This window comes from Ornithinimicrobium panacihumi, from assembly GCF_052073805.1.
GTDB classification, from domain to species: domain Bacteria; phylum Actinomycetota; class Actinomycetes; order Actinomycetales; family Dermatophilaceae; genus Ornithinicoccus; species Ornithinicoccus panacihumi.
The window spans coordinates 33483-54928 of the sequence record NZ_JBQGWG010000022.1 but is presented as its reverse complement, the minus strand read 5'-3'; the positions used below and the strand labels follow the sequence as shown (position 1 = coordinate 54928).

21 protein-coding genes, 1 riboswitch and 1 other annotated feature are annotated in these 21446 nt (G+C 69.0%); of the genes, 5 read left to right on the top strand and 16 right to left on the bottom strand.

What is annotated here, in order from left to right; all coding sequences use genetic code 11:
* Positions 1-27: 27 nt before the first annotated feature.
* A protein-coding gene (locus ACTMMA_RS15430) for an IS3 family transposase (RefSeq protein WP_441189664.1) occupies positions 28-1310 on the bottom strand; the annotation gives its coding sequence in 2 pieces (ribosomal slippage) (positions 28-1037 and positions 1037-1310; 1284 coding nt in all).
* Positions 907-1041: a sequence feature (AL1L pseudoknot), on the bottom strand. Its footprint overlaps the gene before it by 135 nt.
* Positions 1311-1591: 281 nt before the next feature.
* On the opposite strand from ACTMMA_RS15430, the gene ACTMMA_RS15425 reads away from it, so the two are divergent.
* From ACTMMA_RS15425 to ACTMMA_RS15410, 4 genes are all read left to right on the top strand, one after another.
* Positions 1592-2014: a hypothetical protein gene (locus tag ACTMMA_RS15425; RefSeq protein WP_441191008.1), complete on the top strand. Its 423-nt coding sequence runs from the start codon at positions 1592-1594 to the stop codon at positions 2012-2014.
* Positions 2015-2100: 86 nt separating this feature from the next.
* Positions 2101-2601, top strand: coding sequence for a single-stranded DNA-binding protein (locus ACTMMA_RS15420; RefSeq protein WP_441191007.1), 501 nt, complete (start codon positions 2101-2103; stop codon positions 2599-2601).
* Between the two features lie 15 nt (positions 2602-2616).
* Positions 2617-3207, top strand: a complete 591-nt coding sequence (locus ACTMMA_RS15415) for a hypothetical protein (protein WP_441191006.1) — start codon at positions 2617-2619, stop codon at positions 3205-3207.
* 255 nt (positions 3208-3462) lie between these two features.
* A complete protein-coding gene (locus tag ACTMMA_RS15410) occupies positions 3463-3789 on the top strand; it encodes a sulfate permease (RefSeq protein ID WP_441191005.1) in 327 nt (108 codons plus the stop codon).
* A 231-nt stretch (positions 3790-4020) separates the two neighbouring features.
* Here the strand turns inward: ACTMMA_RS15410 and ACTMMA_RS15405 are convergent, their stop codons facing one another.
* The 15 genes from ACTMMA_RS15405 to ACTMMA_RS15335 form a co-directional block, all read right to left on the bottom strand.
* Positions 4021-5460: a tyrosine-type recombinase/integrase gene (locus tag ACTMMA_RS15405; RefSeq protein WP_441191004.1), complete on the bottom strand. Its 1440-nt coding sequence runs from the start codon at positions 5458-5460 to the stop codon at positions 4021-4023.
* Between the two features lie 364 nt (positions 5461-5824).
* Complete coding sequence (gene nrdF / locus ACTMMA_RS15400; RefSeq protein WP_441191003.1) at positions 5825-6799, bottom strand: class 1b ribonucleoside-diphosphate reductase subunit beta; 975 nt, start codon at positions 6797-6799, stop codon at positions 5825-5827.
* A 50-nt stretch (positions 6800-6849) separates the two neighbouring features.
* Positions 6850-9009 carry a class 1b ribonucleoside-diphosphate reductase subunit alpha gene (gene nrdE, locus ACTMMA_RS15395; RefSeq protein ID WP_441191002.1) on the bottom strand — a complete coding sequence of 720 codons (2160 nt, stop codon included), beginning with the start codon at positions 9007-9009 and terminating at the stop codon, positions 6850-6852.
* Complete coding sequence (gene nrdI, locus ACTMMA_RS15390) at positions 9006-9398, bottom strand: class Ib ribonucleoside-diphosphate reductase assembly flavoprotein NrdI (protein WP_441191001.1); 393 nt, start codon at positions 9396-9398, stop codon at positions 9006-9008. The genes nrdE and nrdI overlap by 4 nt, the downstream gene beginning before the upstream one ends.
* 21 nt (positions 9399-9419) lie before the next feature.
* Positions 9420-9677 (bottom strand): glutaredoxin-like protein NrdH, encoded by a 258-nt coding sequence (gene nrdH, locus ACTMMA_RS15385; protein WP_441191000.1) that lies wholly within the window; start codon positions 9675-9677, stop codon positions 9420-9422.
* Between the two features lie 86 nt (positions 9678-9763).
* A riboswitch (cobalamin riboswitch) is annotated at positions 9764-9991 on the bottom strand.
* Positions 9992-10018: 27 nt separating this feature from the next.
* Positions 10019-10900 carry a DUF1295 domain-containing protein gene (locus tag ACTMMA_RS15380; protein WP_441190999.1) on the bottom strand — a complete coding sequence of 294 codons (882 nt, stop codon included), beginning with the start codon at positions 10898-10900 and terminating at the stop codon, positions 10019-10021.
* 52 nt (positions 10901-10952) lie between these two features.
* On the bottom strand, positions 10953-12038 hold the full coding sequence (gene ychF / locus ACTMMA_RS15375; protein ID WP_441190998.1) for a redox-regulated ATPase YchF: 1086 nt from the start codon (positions 12036-12038) through the stop codon (positions 10953-10955).
* Between the two features lie 90 nt (positions 12039-12128).
* Positions 12129-13079, bottom strand: a complete 951-nt coding sequence (locus ACTMMA_RS15370; RefSeq protein ID WP_441190997.1) for an alpha/beta fold hydrolase — start codon at positions 13077-13079, stop codon at positions 12129-12131.
* Positions 13069-13716: a TetR/AcrR family transcriptional regulator gene (locus ACTMMA_RS15365; RefSeq protein ID WP_441190996.1), complete on the bottom strand. Its 648-nt coding sequence runs from the start codon at positions 13714-13716 to the stop codon at positions 13069-13071. The genes ACTMMA_RS15370 and ACTMMA_RS15365 overlap by 11 nt, the downstream gene beginning before the upstream one ends.
* A complete protein-coding gene (locus ACTMMA_RS15360) occupies positions 13713-15317 on the bottom strand; it encodes a class I adenylate-forming enzyme family protein (RefSeq protein WP_441190995.1) in 1605 nt (534 codons plus the stop codon). Before ACTMMA_RS15360 ends, ACTMMA_RS15365 begins: the two co-directional genes overlap by 4 nt.
* Positions 15314-16417 (bottom strand): branched-chain amino acid ABC transporter permease, encoded by a 1104-nt coding sequence (locus ACTMMA_RS15355; protein ID WP_441190994.1) that lies wholly within the window; start codon positions 16415-16417, stop codon positions 15314-15316. Before ACTMMA_RS15355 ends, ACTMMA_RS15360 begins: the two co-directional genes overlap by 4 nt.
* Positions 16414-17292 carry a branched-chain amino acid ABC transporter permease gene (locus ACTMMA_RS15350; RefSeq protein ID WP_441190993.1) on the bottom strand — a complete coding sequence of 293 codons (879 nt, stop codon included), beginning with the start codon at positions 17290-17292 and terminating at the stop codon, positions 16414-16416. The genes ACTMMA_RS15355 and ACTMMA_RS15350 overlap by 4 nt, the downstream gene beginning before the upstream one ends.
* Positions 17289-18071, bottom strand: a complete 783-nt coding sequence (locus tag ACTMMA_RS15345) for an ABC transporter ATP-binding protein (RefSeq protein WP_441190992.1) — start codon at positions 18069-18071, stop codon at positions 17289-17291. Before ACTMMA_RS15345 ends, ACTMMA_RS15350 begins: the two co-directional genes overlap by 4 nt.
* On the bottom strand, positions 18068-18859 hold the full coding sequence (locus ACTMMA_RS15340) for an ABC transporter ATP-binding protein (protein ID WP_441190991.1): 792 nt from the start codon (positions 18857-18859) through the stop codon (positions 18068-18070). Before ACTMMA_RS15340 ends, ACTMMA_RS15345 begins: the two co-directional genes overlap by 4 nt.
* On the bottom strand, positions 18856-20091 hold the full coding sequence (locus ACTMMA_RS15335; RefSeq protein ID WP_441190990.1) for a substrate-binding domain-containing protein: 1236 nt from the start codon (positions 20089-20091) through the stop codon (positions 18856-18858). Before ACTMMA_RS15335 ends, ACTMMA_RS15340 begins: the two co-directional genes overlap by 4 nt.
* A gap of 161 nt (positions 20092-20252) precedes the next feature.
* Between ACTMMA_RS15335 and ACTMMA_RS15330 the strand changes: the two genes are divergently transcribed.
* On the top strand, positions 20253-21446 hold a 1194-nt coding region (locus ACTMMA_RS15330; RefSeq protein ID WP_441190989.1), incomplete at its 3' end, for a DNA recombination protein RmuC.

Below are 21446 nucleotides of genomic sequence, written 5' to 3'. Positions count from 1 at the left end.
TGAAGCGCCCCAGGTTCTGTGCCGCTCCTATACGGGTTGCGGCTCTCGGTTGAGGGTCGCGTAGTGGGCGTTCTCGTACTCCACTGGGGACATCATGCCAAGGCTGCCGTGGAGGCGTCGCTGGTTGTACCAGTCGACCCAGGCAGCGGTGGCGTACTCGACGTCCGCGATGGTCTTGTAGGGCCCGTCGCAGAAGACGGTGGTGCGGATGCACTCGGTCTTGTACAGGCCGATGGCGCTCTCCATCAAGGCGTTGTCGAACGCATCACCGACCGAGCCGATGGAGGGTCGCAGGCCTTCCAGGGCCAGGTGCTCGGTGAATCGCAGCGAGGTGTACTGCGACCCGGCGTCCGCGTGGCAGATCAGGCCGGGTGCGACGGGGTGCCCGTCGTGGTCACGCTGCCAGATCGCCATCCGCAGCGGGGTCATCACCAGGTCGACCTCCTTGGTCGTGGCAGCGTGCCAGGCCACGATCCGCTGGGCGAAGACGTCCAGGACGAACGCGACGTACACCCACCCGGTCCAGGCCCGGACGTAGGTGAAGTCCATCACCCAGGTCTGGTTCGGGCAGGTGGCGGTGAAGTCGCGATCCAACAGGTCGCCAGCGCGCCGCCCGTCCTTGGTGGGGATCGTGGTCCGGATGCCCTTGTCGCGGCGGAGGCCGGACAGGCCCAGGGCGCGCATCGCCCGGTCGACCGCCCCGGCCGAGGCGTCGGGCAGGCCGCTGCGGCGGACCAGCGCGGTCATCTTGCGTCGCCCGTACAGCCCTTCCGGGGCTAGCTGACGGGCGCCGGTGCGGGTGTTGGTGGTCCAGGCCAGGTCGCGCACCAGGTCCATCACCAGAGCATCGGTGTGCGTGCGGGCCGAGGGCTGGCGGGAGTTGTTCTTCCAGGCCCGGTAGGTGCGCGCGGCGACCTGCAGGCCCTGCTCGCGCAGGACCCGGCAGATCGACTCGACCGCGTGCCCCTGGGCGCGCTGGGCGTCGATGAACGCCATGATCATCGGTTCCGGGGGTCGAGCTCCCCCACGAAGAAACTCGTGGCCGCCTTCAGGATGGCCACGTCCTCACGCAGCCGCCGGTTCTCGGCCTTCAGCTTCTTGATCTCCGCCTGCTCGGCCGTGGTGGTCCCTGGCCGGTCGCCGGCATCGATCTCGGCCTGGGCGACCCACCGCCGCAACGATTCCTTGCCCACTCCTTCCTGCCGGGAGACCGCCAGCACGGCCGCGGTCATCGTCGGGTACTCGTTGCGGTGCTCCAGCACCAACCGCACAGCCCGAGCCTTCAGCTCGGGATCGATCTTCTTCGGCATGACATGCATCCTTCCGGACTCGAAAGGAAGCGGCATCAAACCTGGGGCGCTTCATCGAGCTGCGCGGCAGCACCTACACCTCCCGCACCGACGCCGCGCACGCGCTCGCGGCGTGGGCGCACGACTCCGACCTGAAGTGGGCACCTCGCTACGCCTCCCGCGACTACGGCACCATCGGGCGTATCAGCGGCTTCGAGATCACCATTTCGACCAGCCCGTCCCTCGGCGGCGACCCGATGGTGAACATCCGACTGGACGGTGTGCCGCGTAGCGGGTTCGTCATGACCCGGCAGGCGTTCCTCGACGGCGGTGTCGGCCTGATCCAGCGCATCGAGAACCGCGCCTCCGGTATCCCCTCGCTCCTCGAGCAAGCCCGCAGCGACCTCGCCAGCGCCGAACAAGAACGCGACGACGCCGAGCAGCGCATCGGCCAACCGTTCCGCCACGCCCAGGCCCTCGCCGACGCGGAGGAAGACCTCGCCCGGATCGAGACCCAGCTGGCCGCGATGCACGCAGACATCGACCACGCAGCACAACCCGAACCCGCGCCGGAGCACTCCTCGAAGGGGCTGAGCGTGGAGACCGTGCGCGCGCACCGGCCCGCGCTCGGGGTGCGCCCGAACCCGGAACGCAGCCCCGTATCCGGCGGGGCCGGTTCCTCGCCGCAGTCGCGGGTGCGGGCTTTGCCCACGCGAGGGCTCTAAGGCTCGCGGGCCGCGTCGTGCACCTTACCGCCACACACAAGCTGCGCCGCTTCCGGGCGGGGCACCGCGAGGTAGGAGGCACGCTGATGGACGAGCAGAACGCACCGCAGAACGAGCAGCGGCAGGAGCGGGCGAAGCTGCGCCCGCGCCAGGCCCTGGTGGGATTCATCGACTCCGACCCGAAACTCATCTATGGTCAGAGCGGCATTCCACGGCTCTACGCCCGTGTCGGCGTCGAGCACTTCCGTCGCGACGGCGAGGATTCGTTCGTCAAGACCGGCACTACGTTCCACGACATGGTGCTGTTCCGCAAGACCGCCGAAGAAGCGAGCCAGAAGTTCCAGCAGGACGACCGCTTCATAGCCCAGGGGTACGTGCGGGAGTTCACCGATCAGCACGGCAACGAGCGCGAAGAGTTCGTCGCCACGAAGATCGGGCACGACATGATGTGGACGCCCTACACCGTCGAGCGCGCGCCCCAGCAGGACGCCCCGCAGCGTGAGGCTCCGGGCCTCGATCGCAGTCAGGCGTTCGGGCTCGGCGACCAGCCCGCGCAGCAGCGCGAGCCTTTCGTCATGTCGCGGTAAGGCGCGGGGGCCGCCATGAACGACGACGAAGACTTCGTACCCGAGCAGGATGAGCCGGAACCCGAGGCTGCCCCTGCCACCACGGGCCGGGACGGGGCGGCGGGGCCGATGCTCGATGAACCGCCCGGCCCGATCAACTGGAACCTGCTGAGCGCCGACGACGCCGAGGCCGCCTGGTTGGAACTGAACCAGTGGGTGAACTGGCTGCGCAAGACCTACGGGCTGTCCGCATCGGTGATCCCTCCGATGTGGCATCGGCATCCCGAGCTGCATTGGGAACTGAGCGCGCTGCACACGCATTGGTTGTGCGCGTTCGATCCGCAGCAGAACGGATCGGCCCCGATCGGCTGGCACCGGGACTTCGCGGATGCTAAGCAGCGGCTACGCGACTGGGTTGCCGCGTGCGGCACCCGCGTCGACCGAGACCGGCCCACCCGCCAGACCGTCTGGCCCGGCGAGGCGGAAGCCGACCCGATCGAAGACACCCCGATCACCAACCGCGACGAGGACTTCGTGGCCTACGTCATCGCCGACGTCGAGCGTCGCCGCCAACTCGAACGCAACTTCTACGCCAACCTCAACCCCGAAACCGGCGAGATCACCTGACCGCCACACTCCTCGCGGGACCGAAGCCGCAACACGCAGGCTTCGGCCCCGCTCTCGTGTGAGGTCTGCCGCCGTGAGCACGCCGCCGGGCAATGGGACTCTTCCCGCTGCCGTTCGGAGGCGGTAAAATCAGGGGTAGGCGACATCAATGTTCAGCAAGTCGCCACCGGCCCCAGGCAGGTGGCAGACGAACCGGGAAACCGTCTCGGCAAGTCCATCCCATAGGAAGCGTCGCCGCTTCAGGAGGACTTGACCATGATCTGGCTCATCTTCATCGCCATACTGATCCTCTTCCGGATACTGCGCCCCTGGATACCCTCGACAATCCTTCTCGACTGGTTCCGCACCCAGCGCGACCCGAAATGGGGCCTGTGGGCCACGCTCGTCGGGGCCGCGTACTTCGGCATCGCCTACGGCTGCACCGTCCTCATCGACCACGGCAGCCCCGAATGGCTCCACCTCATCGTCCTGATCGCGATCTGCCAGGGCTTCCGGTTCATCTTCCACGGGCTCCGCCTCTACCTCCAGCTTTGTTCCGCCCGGCGTGAGGAGCGCCGCGCCGCCCGCCGCAGCGAAGGGTGAGCCGTCATCTCTGACGACGGCTCCGATCACCTCTCGCACGTTTAGTGCGACGGTGCCGTACCAAGCAGAGCCGCCCCGTACTCTCTCGGGTACGGGGCGGCTCTGTCTTCTCACTTCGCGGACGGTATTTCGACTAGGAGACGCTCCTGCAGCTCGTTCATGTCGACCCGGATGAGCCGACCAACTCGGTAGCCGTGGATAGTGCCGTCTGAGATCCGACGCCGGAGAGTCTTAACCGACACGCTGAAGCTCTCCGCTGCGACTACCAACGAAACCAGCCTCGGCTCGGGTGACGATGGGTTCCGAGTTGCCATGAGCTTGCCCCTTTATCAGTGGGATGGGTTCGCTCAACAGGTGTCCGTCGACGTCCTTCGTTGCCTCGTCCGGTTCGTCCTCTGCTTCGGCGGCGGCAAACATGGCGGAGACTCGCTGGCTCATTCTGTCGGCGAGTTCCCGATCACGAACCATCGTGGCGTGCTGGTAGCGGAGCACGACCCGAATGTCCGAGTGACCACCACGGCGCATCAGTTCGGCGAGTGTCGCCCCTTCCTGAGCGAAGAGGGTCAGGCCGGTATGCCGAAGGTCATGGAATCGGAATCGATGGGGTAAGCCCGCTACCGCGTCGCGGCTCTCGGCCCAGATGTGCCCCCACCTCGTGTTCGACAACGGCACGTTGCCGCACACGCTGCCTGGGATGACTGGAGCTTTGGCCTCGGGAGCCACGTTGACGCTCAGATGTTCTCGGAGCCGATCGACCATGAGAGCGGGGATGCTGAGCGACCTCTTCCCAGCGTCGCTCTTCAAGTCCGTGTAGTCTCCCGTGTTCGCGTTCAACTGCCGACGCACATGCAGCGTTGCGCTCCCGTCAAGGTGCCATTCGATATCTCGACGTTGCAACCCAAGGCACTCCGCTCGCCGCAGTTGGCACCATGCTGCGAACAGCACCGCGATGGCATACAGCTGGGGTGTCGCGTCGTAGAGTGCTTCGACCTGCTGCGGACTTGCCACGTCCTCGCTCTGGTCGTGATCCGCATCATGGCGCACCGATGCCTGCTTCGGAATCGAGATGTCAGGTGCGGCTGGGATGATGCCGTCTCGTGCCGCCTGGCGCAAGATCATCATCAGGACGATCAGCACGGGCTGCGAGATGCCATTGAATTTCGACTTCGGATTGAGCGGCGACGGGATCTTGTCCAAGCGGTCAGTCATCTCGTGGATCCGGGCCACGTCGATGTTGCGGACTGGGGTATCTCCGAACTCGGGAACAAGATACCCAGTGATCTTGCCTTTGTACGAGCGCACGGTTCCCGCCGCACGCCGCTTACCGTTACGTCCCGGTCGCGTGCGGATCATCTCAATCCAGCGTTCGGCATACTCCGCAAACCCGATAGACCGAGCCTTGTCCGCTTCAGCTTCCGCACGCAGCCGAGCAGCAAGAACCGAAGGAGGCTCCCACAGATCGCGCGCGATCTTCGTGTGCACCCCGGCGAGCCAGGTCCGCGCATCGGTCTTCGACAAGAACGTCAGTGGCTTGTCATCGTCTGTGCGGGCGGTGTACATCTCACCGTCCGGCCCCGGATATCTGGCCTGCCAGCGGCCCGACGGGAGCTTTCGCAGCCTCCCCCACGCCTCGCGCTTCTTGACCGATTTCTCCCGTTCCTGAGTGCTCATGATGCCCTCCCGTGGACTCGCGTAGACTCTCGCGGGCGGTCGTGCCCCCTCGTGCCCCTTGCCGGGCAGAGGCGGCAAGATCTGCAGAATCTCGCGGATCTCGGGCTGTCCAGTGCGCCGTGTGGGGCACGCTGGGGCACGACGTCAGGGGCACGCCGAACCGGTTTTCCAGTGGGCGGGCACCCCCTCACCCATGTCTCAGGTGCGTTCGTGCCCCCGTCGTGCCCCACCGAACGGGTACTCGTGTTCATTGCTGTCCTCCTCTGTTCTTCGAGAGAAGGCACGAAAAGAGGCCCGGAACTGCAGAAACCTGCAGTTCCGGGCCTCTCACCAGCCCGTACGGGCTGTCAGCTAGATCAGGGTCTTAGAACGCCCAGTCGTCGTCCTCGGTGTTGACCGCCTTGCCCATGACGTAGGACGAGCCCGACCCCGAGAAGAAGTCGTGGTTCTCGTCCGCGTTCGGGGACAGCGCGGCAAGGATCGCCGGGGAGACTGCCGTGGCCTCCGCAGGGAAGAGAGCCTCATACCCGAGGTTCATCAAGGCCTTGTTGGCGTTGTAGCGCAGGAACATCTTGACGTCCTCGGTCAGCCCCAGCGGGTCGTAGAGGTCCTCGGTGTAGGACTCCTCGTTGTCGTAGAGCTCCATGAGCAGGTCGAAGGTGTAGTCCTTCAGCTCGGCCCGTCGCGCGGGGTCGGCCTGCCTGATCGACTGCTGGAACTTGTAGCCGATGTAGTAGCCGTGCACCGCCTCGTCCCGGATGATCAGCCGGATCAGGTCGGCCGTGTTGGTCAGCCTCGCCCGGCTGGACCAGTACATCGGCGCGTAGAAGCCGGAGTAGAAGAGGAAGGACTCCAGCATCGTGGAGGCGACCTTGCGCTTGGCCGGGTCGTCGCCGTAGTAGAAGTCGAGGACGATCTGCGCCTTGCGCTGGAGATACTCGTTCTCCTCGCTCCACCGGAAGGCGTCGTCGATCTCGGCGGTCGAGATCAGGGTCGAGAAGATCGAGCTGTAGCTCTTCGCGTGCACCGACTCCATGAAGGCGATGTTGGTGTAGACCGCCTCCTCGTGCGGGGTGAGGGCGTCGGGGATGAGCGAGACCGCCCCGACCGTGCCCTGGATGGTGTCCAGCATCGTCAGCCCGGTGAAGACCCGGGTGGTCATGAGCTGCTCCTGCGGCGTCAAGGTCCGCCAGGACGGGATGTCGTTTGACAGCGGCACCTTCTCGGGGAGCCAGAAGTTGCTGGTCAGGCGGTCCCAGACCTGGCTGTCGACCTCGTCCTCGATGCGGTTCCAGTTGATCGCCTGGACCCCCCGCAGCAGGGTGAGCTTCTTCGTCATCGTGCGTCTTCTCTCTGGGTATGTGGTGTGGCCGGGTTGGGTGCGGGCGCTCAGAGCATGCAGCTGACGCAGCCGTCGACCTCGGTGCCGGCCAGGGCGAGCTGGCGCAACCGGATGTAGTAGATCGTCTTGATGCCCTTGCGCCAGGCGTAGATCTGGGCCTTGTTGATGTCACGGGTGGTGGCCGTGTCGGGGAAGAAGAGGGTCAGCGACAGCCCCTGGTCGACGTGCTTGGTCGCCTCGGCGTAGGTGTCGATGATCGCCTCGGGACCGATCTCGTAGGCGTCCTGGTAGTACTCCAGGTTGTCGTTGGTCATGTAGGGCGCCGGGTAGTAGACCCGCCCGATCTTGCCCTCCTTGCGGATCTCGATCTTGGAGACGATCGGGTGGATCGAGCTGGTCGAGTGGTTGATGTAGCTGATCGACCCGGTCGGAGGGACGGCCTGGAGGTTCTGGTTGTACATCCCGTGCTCGGCCACCTCGGCCGCCAGCGCACGCCAGTCCTCCGGCGTCGGCAGGGTGATCCCGGAGGCCTCGAAGAGCGCGGCGACCTTCCCGGTCCGCGGGGCCCAGTCACCGTCGACGTACTTGCTGAAGAACTCACCCGAGGCGTACTGGCTCTGCTCGAAACCCTCGAAGCGCTCGCCCCGCTCCCGGGCGATCCGGCAGGAGGCCGCGATCGCGTGGAAGGTCACGGCGTAGAAGTACATGTTCGTGAAGTCCAGGCCCTCGTCGGAGCCGTAGTGGATCTGCTCCCGGGCCAGGTAGCCGTGCAGGTTCATCTGGCCCAGGCCGATGGCGTGGCTCATCCGGTTGCCCCGCTCGATGCTCGGCGCGCAGGCGATGTTGGACTGGTCCGAGACGGCCGTCAGTGCCCGGACCGCGGTGTCGATGGTCGCCCCGAAGTCCGGGGAATCCATCGCCTTGGCGATGTTGAGGGAGCCGAGGTTGCAGGAGATGTCCTTGCCGACGGTCTCGAAGGACAGGTCCTCGTGGTAGGTCGAGGGCGTGGACACCTGCAGGATCTCCGAGCACAGGTTGGACATCGTCACCCGGCCCTCGATCGGGTTGGCACGGTTCACCGTGTCCTCGAACATCAGGTAGGGGTAGCCGGACTCGAACTGGATCTCGGCCAGGGTCTGGAAGAATTTGCGGGCGTTGATCTTCTTCTTGGTGATCCGCTTGTCGTCGACCATCTCGTGGTACTTCTCGGTCACCGAGATCTCGCTGAAGGCCACCCCGTAGACGCGCTCGACGTCATAGGGGCTGAAGAGGTACATGTCCTCGTTCTTCTTGGCCAGTTCGAAGGTGATGTCGGGGACGACCACGCCCAGGGAGAGCGTCTTGATCCGGATCTTCTCATCGGCGTTCTCCCGCTTGGTGTCCAGGAAGGCCAGGATGTCCGGGTGGTGGGCGTTGAGGTAGACCGCCCCGGCCCCCTGGCGCGCTCCGAGCTGGTTGGCGTAGGAGAAGGAGTCCTCGAGCAGCTTCATCACCGGGATGACGCCCGAGGACTGGTTCTGGATCTTCTTGATGGGCGCCCCAGCCTCGCGGATGTTGGTGAGCGACAAGGCAACTCCCCCACCGCGTTTGGACAGCTGGAGCGATGAGTTGATGGCGCGCGCGATCGACTCCATGTCGTCCTCGATGCGGAGCAGGAAGCAGGAGACCAGCTCCCCGCGCTGCGCCTTGCCGGCGTTGAGGAAGGTGGGGGTCGCCGGCTGGAAGCGGCCGGCCATGATCTCGTCGACGATCCGCTCCGCGAGCACCCGGTCCCCGGCGGCGAGCGTCAGGGCGACCATGCAGACGCGGTCCTCGAAGCGCTCCAGGTAGCGGGTCCCGTCGAAGGTCTTGAGGGTGTAGGAGGTGTAGTACTTGAACGCTCCCATGAACGTCGGGAAGCGGAACTTCACCGCATACGCCCGCTTGAAGAGGCTCTTGACGAACGCGAAGTCGTAGCGGTCCAGGACCGGGGCCTCGTAGTAGCCCTCCTCCACCAGGTAGTCCAACTTCTCGCGCAGGGAGTGGAAGAAGACGGTGTTCTGGTTGACGTGCTGGAGGAAGTACTGCCGAGCCGCCATCCGGTCGGCGTCGAACTGGATCTTGCCGTCCGCGTCGTAGAGGTTGAGCAGGGCGTTGAGGGCGTGGTAGTCCACCACGTCGGTGGCGACCGTCTCGGGTCCGGTGTCGGTCAGGATGGTGCTGGTCATGGGGTGGTGAGCCTTTCGCGGACGCGCACGACGTCGTCGGGCGTGCCCATCAGTTCGAAGCGGTCCAGCCGGGGGACCTGGCACTTGGCGGCGACGATGTCGCCGGCCTTGCCGTAGTCCTGGCCGAAGTTGGTGTTGCCGGCCGCGATGACCCCACGGATGAGGCTGCGGTTGCCGGGATCGTTGAGGAAGCAGATGACCTGCCTGGGCACCGCGCCCCTGGTGGTGCCGTTCCCTCCCCCGTAGGTGGGGACGATGAGCACGTAGGGCTCGTTGACGTGCAGCGGTGCGTCGGTGGCGCTCAGCGGGATGCGGTCGGCAGGCAGCCCCAGCTTCTGCACGAAGCGGTGGGTGTTCTCCGAGGCCGAGGAGAAGTAGACCAGCCTCATGGCGACGCTGCGAGGAGGCGGTCAGGCGACGGCGGAACGGGCACCCATGGCCCGGATGAGGTCGGGACGGAAACCCGCCCAGCTCACCTCGCCGGCGACGACGACCGGCGCCTGCTGGTAGCCCATCGCCATGACCTTGATCATGGCCTCCTCGTCCTCGGTGAGGTCGACCACCTGGTAGTCCAGCCCGGCCTTGTCGAGCGCGCGATAGGTCGCGGTGCACTGGACGCAGACGGGCTTGCTGTAGACGGTGATGGGGGCGGGTGTGGTGGTCGCCATGCTCTCTCCTCGAAGCAGAGGTCACGCGGGTGGGCCACCTGGTGTGCGCCCGGTCGTCCCACGAGACCGATGGTCGAAAACCGGGCCTTGGGGCCCGGGCGCTGGCAGGTCTTCGGACTCGAGGGCGGAGCACGGGACGTGCTGTGCCTAGTGGACGACGCTTCCCAGCCCGGAGGCCAGTGCTGATGTCGCCGGTCGTTCCCTCATACCGCTGCGGGGCAGTCCCGGAGTCACACCGGGTTCCCTGTTGTCTCGTCACCCATCACCCCAATATCTTGAGGAATGCGTGTCGAACCAGCACTAGGGATAGTAGTCACACCCGTGTAGTTCGGTCAACACCCCTACTCAGGACGTGGCTGCGTGAGCCGAGGGACGAGGACCGGTGTGCGGGAGACATAGGACTGGTAGGCCGGGTCCTCGCCCCACTTCTCCTGCGCTCGCTTCTCCAGCAGCGGGACGCCGGACACCCTGGCGAGCAGGAGGGTGACGAAGACTGGCGAGAGCAGCGCGACATACTGCCACCCGGACAGGGCCGGCAGGGCGACAACGAGGACGCCGACCCACAGCAGGATCTCGCCGAAGTAGTTGGGGTGCCGGGACCGGGACCACAGGCCGACGGAGATGAACTCCCCCTTGTGCTCCCGGTTGAAGGTGCTCTTCTGCAGGTCGGCGACCACCTCGACGGTGAAGCCGACGAGCCACATCGCCAGCCCGACGATCGCCCACACGTCGATCCCCCCGGCCCGGTCGGAGGTCATCGCGATCCAGGCTGCCGCAGCGGTCAGGGACACCCACAGTCCCTGGATGGTCCACACGCCCAGGAACCGGACGGTGTCGGGCTTGATCTCGTCGAACCGTCCATCGCCGCCGCTGCGGCTGATCCGGGTGAAGAGGAAGGACCCCAGCCGCACCGCCCAGACCACGACCATGGCGGCGAGCAGGTAGGTCCGAGCTCCCCGCTCGGGGACGGCGGCGAGGAGGAAGATCGTCACCGCGATGTAGGTGAGCGAGCCGGTAAGGTCGAAGTGCCGCTCCGTCTGCAGCTTCCAGGCCGGGAGGAAGGCGATCCACTGGATCAGGAAGGCGAGGGCGACGGCGAGCGCGAAGAGCGGCACGCCGCCGGGGCGCTGCCCTCCCTGCGACCCGGCTGACGCCAGGGCCACGCCCAGGATCACGACGAGAGGGACGAGGGCGAACCGACGTGCGGACGGGGCTGCTGCCATGGGGGCTCCAGGAGCTCGGAGTTCCCATTGTCGCAGCCGCGGCGAGCCTGCGCTACACGTTGAAGCGGAACTCCACCACGTCACCATCAGCCATGACGTAGTCCTTGCCCTCCATGCGGGCCTTGCCGGCCGCCTTCACCGCCGCCATGGAGCCGTGCGCGTCCAGGTCCTCGAAGGAGACGACCTCGGCCTTGATGAAGCCGCGCTCGAAGTCGGTGTGGATGACGCCGGCCGCCTGCGGGGCGGTCCAGCCCTGGCGGATGGTCCAGGCGCGCGACTCCTTGGGGCCGGCGGTCAGGTAGGTCTGCAGACCGAGGGTGTGGAAGCCGACCCGGGCCAGCTGGTCCAGGCCGGACTCCTCGGCGCCGAAGGACTGGAGCAGCTCCAGCGCCTCGTCGGCGTCCATCTCCATCAGGTCCATCTCGAGCTTGGCGTTGAGGAAGACCGCGTCGGCGGGGGCGACGAGCTCGGCGAGCCGCGCGTGCAGCTTGGTGTCGGCGAGCTGGTCCTCGTCGAGGTTGAAGACGTAGATGAAGGGCTTGGTCGTCAGCAGCCCCAGCTCGCGCGACATCGCGAGGTCGACGCCGCCGGCGACGCCTGCCGCATACAGGGTCCGCCCCTCCTCGAGGACCTTCTGCGCGGCGAGCGCGTTGTCGAGCGCGGGCTTGACGTCCTTCTTGATCCGCGCCTCCTTCTCCAGGCGCGGCACGGCCTTCTCCAGCGTCTGCAGGTCGGCCAGGATCAGCTCGGTCTCGATGACCTCGATGTCGTCCTTGGGCGAGACCTTGCCGTCCACGTGCACGACGTCACCGTCCTCGAAGGCACGGACGACCTGGCAGATCGCGTCGGCCTCGCGGATGTTGGCCAGGAACTTGTTGCCCAGCCCCTCCCCCTCGGAGGCGCCCTTGACGATGCCGGCGATGTCGACGAAGGACACGGTCGCGGGCAGGATCCGCTCCGAGCCGAAGATCTCCGCCAGCCGACCCAGCCGCGCGTCCGGCAGCGGGACGACACCGACGTTGGGCTCAATGGTGGCGAAGGGGTAGTTCGCCGCGAGCACGGTGTTCTTGGTCAGGGCGTTGAACATGGTGGACTTGCCGACATTGGGCAGTCCGACGATTCCGATGGTGAGGGCCACGGGGACAAGAGTCTAGCCGGGGTATGCCGTGGCTCCCGCCATGCGCGGACTTCTCGCCTGACCGGGAGGTCAGCACCAAGGCTGTGTCCTTCAGTCCGCCAGCGCGGCGCGGATGTGGGAGACGATCTGGTCGACGCCTTCCTGGCGCATCGCGATCGTGTAGTGGTTGACGTCCTCGACCATGGACAGCTGCAGGTCCGGCAGCTCGGTGGTCCACCGGTCCCGGGCCGCCTCGGGGTAGAGCGGGGGCACCTCGTCCATGAGGCCGCGGGGCGCCACCAGCCATCGCGCCGGGTGGCGCAGGTTCTCCAGAGCCTTCAGCAGCGAGTCACCGTCGACGAGCTCGCGGATGTCCTCCTGCAGCGCCTCGACCCTGGTCGCCGGCCGCCACTCGCCCCCGTCCCCGTCCGGCACGAGGTCGTAGTCGACGTAGGCGGTGAACAGGTCGGTCCAGTCCGGCGTGAACGCCGGGTGCTCGGCCCACAACTCGCGGTAGGCCGGCCGGTCGGCGAAGGTCATCGCCAACCGCTGCGCGGCGGGGCCGAGGATGGCCTGCGAGAGCTGCTCCGGTGCGACGCCGGGAGGCGGCTCGAGCGGCATACCCCCGTCCACCAGCACGACCGAGGTGACCTTGTCAGGGTGCCGGTCGGCGAGCACGAGCGAGACGAAGCCGCCCATCGAGTGACCGACCGCCAGGGCCTGCTCGATCCCGAGATGCTCCAGGACCGCGGCGCAGTCGTCGGCGTGCGAGGGCATGCCGTAGGGGCCGGGCAGGTCGCGCGACCGCCCACGGCCCCGCAGGTCGGGCGCCACGACCCGCACGTCGGGCATGGCCTGCGCCAGCAGCGTCCAGGCGACGTGGGAGGAGGTGATGCCGTGGACCGCGAGCACGGTCGGGGCCGACGCGTCCCCGCCCTCGGGCTCCCACACGGCCACCCGCATGGTGCCCCCGCGCACGGGGACGTCCTCGGTGCGGTAGCGCCCCCCCACCAGGACGGCCAGGGTCTCAGGCAGGTCAACCGTCGTGGTCTCAGTCGTCATCGGTCAGCCTTTCGTGGCAGGGGTGCGGGGCCAGGGCGCCCTGGATCACGTCCATGAGAGCCTCGAAGGTGTCGTCGGGGATGCCGTCGGCCTGCTCCCACAGGATCCACCGCATGCCGATCAGCTCACCGGCACCCATCAGGGCCCAGGCGGCGACTGTCGGGTCCACGGGCCGGATGTCGCCACGCTCCCGGGCCTCCGAGAGGCCGGCGGCATAGCCGTCGACGATGCGCGTGTAGTGCTCCTGCATCGTCTCGGGCGAGACGAACTCGGCCTGCCGGATGATCCGGTAGAGCGCGGGGTGCTCGGCGGTGAAGCGGAAAAAGGCGCGGAAGCCCTCGCGCTCGGCCTCGAGCCGGTTCGCGGCGCCGGCGGAGCCCTCGCTCATCGCCTGCCGGACGCGGCGCGACAGGTCGAGCACGACCTCGTCGAAGATCTCCTTCTTGCCGGGGAAGTGCACGTAGAAGGTGCCCAGCGCGACCCCGGCCTCCTCGGTGATCTTGACGATCGAGGCGTCGGGATAGCCCACGGTGGCGAAGACGTGCTCGGCGGCCTCCAGCAGCCGGGCCCTCGTGCGCGCCCCACGGGCGGTGCGGGCCGGCCGGGCGGCCCGCGGCGGGGTGGCCTCGGCGCTCACGACGTGCTCCTCTCGCCGGAGCGGGCCGCGCTGCCCAGGTCGTGGCCCTCCAGGTCCAGCAGGTCCAGCGCCACCCTCCGGGCCCGGTCGCGCGCGAGCTTGCCGACGGCCAGGTAGGGCAACTCGGGGACGAAGTGGACCGCGACGGGGATCTTGTAGCCCGCCAGCTGCGCGCGGCAGTGCTCGACCAGCTCGGTCTCGTCGGTCACGACGCCCGGGCGCCGGACGACGAGGGCGACACCCGCCTCGCCCCAGCTCGGGTGCGGGACGCCGCCGACGACGACGTCCTCGACCGCGGGGTGGGTGAGCAGGGCGGTCTCGACCTCGACCGGGGCGACATTCTCCCCACCGCTGATGAAGATGTTGCGCAGACGGTCCACGATCCGCAGGAGCCCGGTCTCGTCGCGGGTGGCTACGTCACCGGTGGCCAGCCAGCCGTCGCGCGAGACCGCCGCAGTGGCCTCCTCGTCGCGGAAGTAGCCGGCGAACATGCCGGGGCCGCGCACCATGAGCTCACCGGTGCCCGGGCCCTCGACCTCCTGGTCCGTCACCGGGTCGACCAGCCGGACGTCGACGTGGGGATAGGGGACGCCGGCCCAGCCGACACGGTCCATCGCCAGGGCCGGGGGCACGCACAGCACGTTGGGGCCGGCCTCGGTCAGCCCGTAGCCCTGGGTGAGCGCCACGCCCCGGGCGTGGAAGATCCGCAGCAGCGGCGCCGGCATGGGCGCGCCGCCGACGACGGCCCCGCGCAGGGAGCTGAAGTCGGTCTCGGCGAAGCGCGGGTGCTCGGCCAGCCGTGCGTAGTGGGTCGGCACCCCCATCATCGTGGTGACCCCGCGCTCGGCGATCAGCCGCAGCACCCGCCCGGGGTCGAAGGAGCGCTCGAGCACCACGGTCGCACCGGTCCACCAGGCCAGCAGCGGCTGGACGTTCCAGCCCCCGACGTGGAACTGCGGCAGGATGCTGAGCACCACGTCGGCGTCGTCGAGCTCGAGGGTGCGCGACAGGGACAGGTTGGTCCAGAAGCAGGTCCGGTGGGTCAGCACCGCGGCCTTGGGCCGCGCCGAGCTGCCGGAGGTGAAGATCATCAGGAGCGGGTCCTCGTCCCTGACCCCCTGCGGCAGGGTCCGCGCACCGTCGTCGCGGGAGCGCCAGGGCGCGGGCGTCGCCTGCTCCACGCCCTGCTCCCCCAGGTATGCGGTGGGGACCGGGGCGGCGGTCAGCGCCAGGGCGCCGCGGGCGAGGGTCTCGGTCTCCTCCTCCACCAGGAGCAGCGAGGGATCGCAGGTGGAGAGCTGCTCGGCGAGCTCGAGCGGCGTCAGCCGCCAGGACAGCGGGACCAGGACCAGGCCCGCGCGGGCGCAGGCGAAGAAGGCGACGACGTGGTCGGCGCCGTTGCCCACGAGGGTGGCGACCCGGTCGCCCCGGCGGTAGCCGGCCTCCCGCCAGGCCCGCGCCAGCGCGCCGGCGCGCCGGTCCAGGTCGCCATAGGTCAGCTCGACACCGCGGTCGACGATGGCCACCCGCTCGGGGCAGAGCCTGGCACGGTCGCCGGGCCACCGGCCCAGCGTCTGGGCACCGTCGCTCGCTCCGCTCATCGCAGTCCAGCCGCCTGTGCAGGTTCGTCGTCCACGCTCTCCAGCATCTCGCGACCCTCGTCCTGGCCGTCGCGCCCCCCTCGGCCACCGCGCCACAGGCGCCTGCCGGTGCCGGCGACGCCGCCGGGCAGGAAGAGCACGACGAGGATGAAGAGGACGCCGAGGATGAACATCGGCTCCGACAGCGGGATGTGCAGGAAGGCCGGCAGCCGGTCGATCCACTCGGCCCGGGCGAGCACGGTGAGCCGCTGGCTGAGCAGCACGTAGATGGCCGCGCCGGCCATCGCGCCCCACTTCGAGCCGACCCCGCCGATGACGACCATGAGCACCAGCTGGATGGTCAGCTCGGCACTGACCACGTGCGGGATGGCGCCGGAGTTGAGCAGCAGGTGGACCATGCCCATGAGGATGGCGATGGCCGAGGCGGAGACGAAGATGGCCAGCTTGACCAGGAAGGGCCGCATGCCCAGGACCCGGACCCGCAGCTCGTTCTCCCGGACGGCCTCGGCGACGTGCCCGGCCCGGCTGTTCTGGACCCAGGTGACCAGGAGGAAGGCGATGACCAGGACGGCGAGCGCCAGCCAGTAGACATTGCGGGTGTCCGCGACGCCGACCAGCCAGTCCGGGACCTGCTTGGTGGGCAGGCGCAGGCCCTCCTCGGCGCCGGTGACGTCGAAGAAGTCACGGCGCACGACCACCGAGCCGGCCTGGGCGAAGGCCAGGGTGACCATCGCGAAGGGGATCCCGGTCACCCGCAGGCTGATCGCGCCCAGGATGTTGGCCAGCACGATCCCGAGCACCAGGGTGATGAGCGCGGCCGGCACCAGGCCGATCCCGAGCTCGCCCATGATGATGCCGAGCACGTAGGCGCCGAAGCCGAAGTAGAGGGCGTGACCGAAGGACAGCAGGCCCGCGACGCCGAGCAGCAGGTGGTAGGACAGCGCCAGGCCGGCCATCACCATGACCAGCGCCAGCAGGTGCAGCGTGCCCGGGGTGTAGGTCGGTCCCGGCAGCACGCCGGGCAGGGAGAGGTTGAGCAGCGGCAGGCAGGCCAGGAGGACGACCAGCGCGAGCGGCCAGAAGCGACGGAGCAGGCTCATGCGACCTTCCTCCCCAGGAGGCCCGAGGGCCGGGTGAGCAGGACGACGGCGAGCAGGACGACGACCGCCAGGTCACCGGTCCCGCCGGCGTAGTAGTTGGCGAACTGCTGGAGCAGGGCCACCAGCACCGAGGCGACGGCGGCACCGGTCAACGACCCCAGGCCACCGATCACCGTGACGATGAAGGCGAAGATCAGCAGGGTCTGGCCCAGCAGCGGGGAGACGTAGCCGAAGTAGTGGCTGGCCAGCACTCCCCCCAGCCCGGCGGCGACACCGCCGATCGTGAACACGAGGGTGAAGGCCGTGCGCACGTCGATCCCCAGGGCGGTCACCATCGCGCGGTTCTCCACCCCGGCGCGGATGATCATGCCGTAGCGGGTCTTGTGCAAGAACAGGACCATGGCGACCAGCACCACGGCGGCGACGATGATCGCCACGAAGCGGTCGTTGGGCACCTGGGCGCCCAGGATGTTGGTGGTCTGCCCCATCCAGGCCGGGCCGGTGATGAAGCGCGGGTCGGTGCCCCAGATGCCCTCGAAGAGGGCGACGGCGGCCAGGCCCAGCCCCACCGTGATGAGGACCTGCTCGATGTGGCGCTCGTAGAGGCGCTGCACGAGGAAGCGCTCGGTCAGGGCGGCGAACAGCGCGCCGGCCAGGGCACCGACCACGAGCGAGACCGCGAAGCCGAGCCAGGTGGTGGTGCCCAGGCGCGTGGCCACCTCATACCCCAGGAAGGCCCCCAGGGAGAGGAAGACGCCGTGCGCGAAGTTGAGCACGTGCATGAGCCCGTAGATCAGCGACAGGCCCGAGGCGACCAGGAAGTAGATCGCACCGAGGCCGACGCCGGTGATGAGGAGGAGGACGACGGTGCTCATACGACTCCGGCTCCGTCCTGACCGCCGTGCACGCCGAGCAGACGCTGCGTGGCCCGGGGGTCGTCGAGGAAGTCACGGGCAGGCCCGTGGTGGACGCTGCGGCCGTCGGTGAGCACGACCGCGTGGTGGGCCAGGTCACGCACGACCTGGAGGTTCTGCTCGATCAGGAGCATGGGGACGACCTCGGCGGCGCGGGCCAGCACGGCGCTGACCTCCTGGACCAGCTTGGGCGCCAGGCCCTTGGTCGGCTCGTCGATGAGCAGGACGCGGTTGGGGTTGAGGAGCGCGCGCGCCAGGGAGACCATCTGCTGCTGGCCGCCCGAGAGCGTGCCGGCGGCCTGGGCGCCCCGCTGCTTGAGCTCGGGGAAGAGGTCGTAGACCAGGTCGTAGCGCAGGTCCCCCTTGCTGCCCTTGCGCTCGGCGATGCGCAGGTTGTCGGTGACCGAGAGCCCGGCGAAGACCTCGCGGTCCTCCGGGACGTAGCCGACCCCGAGCTGGGCGATCTTGAAGGTGGGCAGGGCCGTCAGGTCCTGCCCGTCGAGCTCGACGGTGCCGCTGCGGGCGTACAGACCCATGATCGCCTTGATCGTCGAGGTCTTGCCGACGCCGTTGCGGCCCAGGAGCGCGGTGACGCCGGTGGGCGCGACATCGAGGTCGACGTGCTCGACGACCTGCTGTCCGGCCACGTGGGCCTGCAGGTCGCGGACGCGGAGCACGGGAGCGGGGCCGGCGTCGGGGGTGGGCGTGGGGGCCGGGTGTCCGGCCGGTGCGGCGCTCATGCGCTCTCCCCCAGGTAGGCGGACTGGACGGTCGGGTCGGCCATGACGGCCTCGGGGCTGTCGATGGCCAGCAGGTGGCCGAAGTGCAGGACGGCGACCCGCTCGACGAGGCCGAGCAGCACCTCCATGTGGTGCTCGACCATCAGGACCGTGCACCCGTGGTCGCGGTGCAGGCTGCGGATGACCTCGGTCAGACCAGGGACGTCGCCGGAGGCGACGCCGGCCATCGGCTCGTCCAGCAGCACGACGGAGGGATTGGTGGCCAGCAGCATGGCGATCTCCAGCTTGCGCTTGTCGCCGTGCGGCAGGTCCCCGGAGCGGACGGCGAGCTTGGCGCCGAGGCCGACCTCGTCCAGCAGCTCGGTGGCGCGGGCCGAGGCGCTGTCGCCGCGGCGGGGGAACTGGAACAGCGAGATCGCGTTGCCCTCGGCGACCTGGGCCGCGAGGCGGACGTTCTCCAGGACCGTGAGGCCGGGGAAGACCGAGGACGTCTGGAAGGTGCGCCCCAGGCCGGCCACGGCACGCTGGGTGATCGAGCGCCCGGTGACCTCCTCACCGGCCAGGAGCACCTGCCCCGAGGTCGGGGCGTGCACGCCGGAGATCAGGTTGAACAGGGTCGTCTTGCCCGCTCCGTTGGGGCCGATCACGCCCACGATCTCGCCCGTGGGCACGGCGAAGCTGATGTCCTCCAGGATCGTCGCGCCGCCGATCTTCAGCGACAGGTCCCGGACCTCCAGCGCGGGGGCGGCCGTGGCGGCCCCCGCGCCGGGGTGAGCCTGGGAGGTCACCGGCCGGACGCCTCCGGCGGCGCGGTGTCCTCGCCGGAGACGGTCTCGATCAGCTCGGGGACCCAGGCGTCGCCGTCCTGGTTCAGCTTGACGGTGAACATCGGCTGGATGAGCGCGTGGTCGGACTCGCGGATGCTCATCGGACCCTTGGGGCCCTCGAACTCCCAGCCCGCGAGGGCGTCGACCATGGAGTTGACGTCGGTCGGGTCGCCCTCGGCCACGGCCTGGACGATCATCTGGCCCATGACGAAGCCGTCGACGGTGAACAGGTCGGGGGTGCCGCCGGCCTCCTCGACGTGCTCGACCAGGGCCTTGTTGGCCTCGGTGTCCACGGCGCCGGGGAAGTAGTGGTTGAGGAAGGAGATCTTGTCGGCGGCGGGACCGTAGGCGGCGAAGGTCGCGCTGTCGGCCAGGCCGGTGACCACGGGGGCCGCGTCGAAGACGCTCTGCTGGTCCAGGGACTGCCACATGTTGCCGGCGCTGGCGCCGGCCCAGGCCACGAAGATCAGGTCGGGGTCGGCGTCGACGACCTGACGGGCGAAGCTGGTGAACTCGGTGGCGTCCTCGGGGACCAGGACGCTCTCGACCTCGGCGCCCTCGCCGCCCAGCACGGCCTGGACGGCCGCGAAGTTGCCCTGGCCGAAGGCGTTGTCCTGGGCCAGGACGACGATCTTGCCCCCGTCCTCGGGCAGGAACGCGGCCGCGGTGGCGACGTCCTGCAGGCTCTGGCGGCCCGAGCGGAAGGTGTAGTCGTTGATGCCGGTCACCGCGTCGGTGGCGGCGGGGCCGGAGATGTAGAGGATCTCGTTCTGGGCGGCCTGCTCGGCCATCGCGACGGCGATGCCGGAGACGACGGTGCCACCCATGATCTTGTAGTCCTGGCCGATCAGGTCCTTGGCCGCGGCGACGGCGGTGTCGGGGTTGCCCGCGTCGTCGCGGTAGGTCAGCTCGATGGCCTGGCCCTCGACCTCTCCGCTGCCCTCGGTGGCGTAGTCGAGGCCCGCCTCCAGGCCCTCCTTGAACTGCTTGCCGTAGGCGGCCAGCGGGCCGGTCTCGGAGTAGATGATGCCGACCTTGACGGGGTCGCCCCCACCGGCGGCACCGGCGTCGCCGGTCTCGTTGGAGGTCTCGTTGCCGCCGTTCTCGGCGGGCGTGTCGTTCTGGCTCGGTGCGCACGCTGCGAGGGTGAGCGCCGAGGCCATGGTCAGGGCGAGGGCGGTGGTGCGGGACATTCGGGGCACTCCTTCGTGAGCGTGCGACATGAAAGGTGATTCATGTTTCATGCACAAGGTAGCCAGCGGCCCGCACGGTGTCAACGACGGCTGGGGTCACGGTTTGGTCACGACCCGTCCTGCTCGCGGGTCTGTCGGTGGCCGCTGGCACAGTGGTCGGCATGGAGATCCTCTGGTGGCAGGCCGCGCTCGTCACGACGCTGGTGGCCCTGGCCGGGGCCGGCCTGGGGTGGTGGCTGGCACGTTCGGGCGGGGCGGCGGACCTTGCGCGGGCGCAGGCCGAGCGCGACGGACTGGCCCGTCAGGTGGAGCACCTCCAGGGCGCCCTGGCCGAGGACCGTGAGGCGGCGGCCGCACTGGCCCCGCTGGGACAGACGCTGCGCCGGGTGGAGGAGCAGGTCCGCGTGCTGGAGCGGGACCGCGTGGAGCACTTCGGCCAGGTGGGCAGCAGGCTGGAGGACGTCGCGCAGGAGACCCGCTCGCTCCACCGGCAGACGGCCGCCCTCGCCGGGGCACTGAATTCTTCCGGCACCCGGGGCACCTGGGGCGAGGTGCAGCTGCGGCGGGTGCTGGAGCACGCCGGCATGCTCGAGCGCTGCGACTTCGACGAGCAGGTGTCTGCCACGACCCGGCACGATGCCCGGGTGCGCCCGGACGCGGTGGTCCACCTGCCGGGCGGCAAGAGCCTGGTGATCGACAGCAAGGCCCCCCTGACCGCCTTCCTTCGCGCCCAGGCCGAGGGGCTCGAGGCCGCCGAGGCGGCCTCCCTGCTGCGCAGCCATGCCACGGCGCTCCGTGGCCACGTGGACACCCTGGCCGGCAAGGACTACTGGAGCGCCTTCGCCGCCTCCCCCGAGCTGGTCATCTGCTTCGTGCCCAGCGACGCGGTCCTCGCCGCCGCGCTGCGGGCCGAGCCCGACCTCTACGACCACGCCCAGTCCCGCCGCGTGGTGCTCGCCTCCCCAGGCACGCTGCTGGCGATGCTTCGGGCCACCGCGCTGGCCTGGCAGCAGGACTCGCTGACCGCCAACGCCCGGGAGCTGCTCACGCTGGGCACCGAGCTGCACCGCAGGCTCGGCACGCTCGGTCGGCATCTCGGCGCGATGGGAGGGTCGCTGCGCCGGTCGGTGGAGAGCTACAACCACCTCGTCGGGACCCTGGAGTCACGTGTGCTCGTGACCACCCGCCGGATGCAGGAGCTCGGCCTGGCCGAGAAGCCGGTCACCGCCCCCTCCCCCGTCGATGCCTCCCCCCGGCCGCTGACCAGCGCCGAGCTGCTGGCCGACGAGCTCACCGCCCTGACGCCGGAGCGGGGCGAGGGGTCCTCGGGTGGGGGGGTGTGGTGGGTTACGGGG

Coding starts and splice junctions, on each gene's coding strand:
- ACTMMA_RS15425 (WP_441191008.1), top strand. CDS start 1,592: ATGACCCGGCAGGCGTTCCTCGACGGCGGTGTCGGCCTGATCCAGCGC.
- ACTMMA_RS15420 (WP_441191007.1), top strand. CDS start 2,101: ATGGACGAGCAGAACGCACCGCAGAACGAGCAGCGGCAGGAGCGGGCG.
- ACTMMA_RS15415 (WP_441191006.1), top strand. CDS start 2,617: ATGAACGACGACGAAGACTTCGTACCCGAGCAGGATGAGCCGGAACCC.
- ACTMMA_RS15410 (WP_441191005.1), top strand. CDS start 3,463: ATGATCTGGCTCATCTTCATCGCCATACTGATCCTCTTCCGGATACTG.
- ACTMMA_RS15405 (WP_441191004.1), bottom strand. CDS start 5,460: ATGAGCACTCAGGAACGGGAGAAATCGGTCAAGAAGCGCGAGGCGTGG.
- nrdF (WP_441191003.1), bottom strand. CDS start 6,799: ATGACGAAGAAGCTCACCCTGCTGCGGGGGGTCCAGGCGATCAACTGG.
- nrdE (WP_441191002.1), bottom strand. CDS start 9,009: ATGACCAGCACCATCCTGACCGACACCGGACCCGAGACGGTCGCCACC.
- nrdI (WP_441191001.1), bottom strand. CDS start 9,398: ATGAGGCTGGTCTACTTCTCCTCGGCCTCGGAGAACACCCACCGCTTC.
- nrdH (WP_441191000.1), bottom strand. CDS start 9,677: ATGGCGACCACCACACCCGCCCCCATCACCGTCTACAGCAAGCCCGTC.
- ACTMMA_RS15380 (WP_441190999.1), bottom strand. CDS start 10,900: ATGGCAGCAGCCCCGTCCGCACGTCGGTTCGCCCTCGTCCCTCTCGTC.
- ACTMMA_RS15370 (WP_441190997.1), bottom strand. CDS start 13,079: ATGACGACTGAGACCACGACGGTTGACCTGCCTGAGACCCTGGCCGTC.
- ACTMMA_RS15360 (WP_441190995.1), bottom strand. CDS start 15,317: ATGAGCGGAGCGAGCGACGGTGCCCAGACGCTGGGCCGGTGGCCCGGC.
- ACTMMA_RS15355 (WP_441190994.1), bottom strand. CDS start 16,417: ATGAGCCTGCTCCGTCGCTTCTGGCCGCTCGCGCTGGTCGTCCTCCTG.
- ACTMMA_RS15350 (WP_441190993.1), bottom strand. CDS start 17,292: ATGAGCACCGTCGTCCTCCTCCTCATCACCGGCGTCGGCCTCGGTGCG.
- ACTMMA_RS15345 (WP_441190992.1), bottom strand. CDS start 18,071: ATGAGCGCCGCACCGGCCGGACACCCGGCCCCCACGCCCACCCCCGAC.
- ACTMMA_RS15335 (WP_441190990.1), bottom strand. CDS start 20,091: ATGTCCCGCACCACCGCCCTCGCCCTGACCATGGCCTCGGCGCTCACC.